Here is a 1,973-nt window from a genome sequence, read left to right on the forward strand (position 1 = left end):
ACGTGACTTTGAATATTAGATAACTCCGTCTTGAGAGTGCTGACATTAGAAGCAGATTGAATAATATTATCTTCTAACTTTAGAGCTAAAGAACGAGCGACGAGATGTATCTTTTTAGCTTCATCGGCATCAATACCGCTTTTAGCCTTTACGTAGTCACCAGAAATTAACGCCGAATTGATATTGAGATCACTCGCAACTTCATCAATGGTTTTATCTTCAATAACAGCAAGTGTAGTGTAAGGGTTGAGTACCATAGCACCTGCTGGTGCCGATAATTCAAAGCTTGCTGTAATGGTGCCACCTTTATCCGTATCAAACGTTTGACCTGCTACAGCACGGGCAATGAGCACATAATCTTTATCGCTTTCAGCCAAACTAATGTAGCCTTCAGCATTCGTTGTCCCCTCCAGTTTCTCATCTTCATCAGCGACCTTATTACCATTGCGGTCAACATACACTTCTGCATTAACTAAGTAACCATCAATGATTTGAGCCTGTAGTTCTGAAGTATTACTACCACTATCTCCGTCGCTTCCACCACATCCTGTGATGATGCCCGCCAGACTCACTGCTAGTAAGGTCTTTTTATTATTCATTCGCACTATTCCTCTTATAAATACAACTTGCACCCATATAGGTGCACATGGATATAGTACTATCTGAGATAGTTCAATGCACCCATTTAGGTGCACTGAATATTATGAACTCGATCACAAAACCAAAGAACATCACTGGCGAAAGGATAAAAAAGACCCGTTTAGACAAAGGCTTGTCTCAGCAGGATGTTGAGCGTATTGCAACATTACGCGGTATGGATCTGACTCGCAGTAAATTAGCTAAGATTGAAACAGGTATGATACGTGTGACGGATGAAATCTTACACAATCTGGCTGTGGTTCTTAATGTTAATGTGAATGTCTTTTTCAATGATAGCGAAGAATAGAATCGCCCTTTTTAACTTCATCACATCCGTAATAGATAGGGGCATCCATGCGCCCGCCTGACGAATGAGCGCCAGGATAACTACTGATGGCTCCCATAGCAAAGTTTACTTTGCCCCCTGATACTGTAGTAACAGTCATTCTATATACAGAATGTCGCCCTGTAGCACTGCCATTAATAAGCCCAACATCTACCACTTAAGGCTCTGGACCACAGCCCCATAAGCTAAAGAACAATATGAGATAGAGACTATTTTTCCAATTAACCATTATTAAATACCTTGAGGCGATTAAATCCGCCCCCACTTATTGGTTAGCTTTTTTACGACTTTCTAATTCAGAAAAGTGCGTGTCAGGAAAAGGGGTAGTGGAAGATTCACCGACACCATCAAAAAGAACAACGATATCTCTAGTACCTTTAGGATCTTTAACAACCCAACCATTTGGATCGCCATTCTTTTTAGGAGTGCAATCGTTTAATGTTATAGAGCAGCCTTTGGTATAAAAAACTCTGACTCTAGGCCCATCAACAATTACCTGCATTGAGCCATAATCACGCTTAAAATTCTTGTAATAGTTATCCATTACTTTCATTTTAGCTTCAGCGTCTTTAGGAATAGCGGCAGATATTCGGTGATAAGATTCAAAAGGATATTCCCATCCTTTTGCCCAATAACCATCTATGTGAACTGGCACCCCTATTCTCCCTCCTGATGAATGAGCGCCTGGATAGCCACTGATTGCCCCCATAGCAAAGTTAGCCTTACCACCAGATTCGGAAGTGATTGACATATTCGTAACACCATGTTCGCCTGTCGTGCTTCCATTGGTAAAGCCGACATCAACGGAATAAGGCTCAGGACTACAGCCCAACAACCCTGTGATTAATATAACTATTAAATTAAGTTTTCGCCATTTAAGCATTATTAAACACCTTGCGTTTAGGTTGTTGATTACTATCTACATTAAGAGCATTGACCAATGTATCAGTGATACCTTCATAACCAGAATTGATTAATGCATCATGGG

2 protein-coding genes and 1 pseudogene are annotated in these 1,973 nt (G+C 40.6%); 1 reads left to right on the top strand and 2 read right to left on the bottom strand.

Annotation, left to right across the window (positions count from 1 at the left end; genetic code table 11):
* Positions 1 to 599 (bottom strand): annotated as a pseudogene (locus tag B9J84_RS16380) (hypothetical protein); the annotation flags it as partial.
* 104 nt (positions 600 to 703) lie between these two features.
* On the opposite strand from B9J84_RS16380, the gene B9J84_RS14065 reads away from it, so the two are divergent.
* Entirely contained in the window at positions 704 to 946 is a 243-nt protein-coding gene (locus B9J84_RS14065) for a helix-turn-helix transcriptional regulator (protein ID WP_026028618.1), read from the top strand.
* A 304-nt stretch (positions 947 to 1,250) separates the two neighbouring features.
* Here B9J84_RS14065 and B9J84_RS14070 read toward each other — a convergent pair whose 3' ends face one another.
* A complete protein-coding gene (locus B9J84_RS14070) occupies positions 1,251 to 1,868 on the bottom strand; it encodes a hypothetical protein (RefSeq protein WP_094124393.1) in 618 nt (205 codons plus the stop codon).
* Positions 1,869 to 1,973 lie beyond the last annotated feature (105 nt).

The organism is Vibrio sp. V03_P4A6T147 (assembly GCF_002241085.1).
In the GTDB taxonomy this organism is placed as follows: Bacteria; Pseudomonadota; Gammaproteobacteria; order Enterobacterales; family Vibrionaceae; genus Vibrio; species Vibrio anguillarum.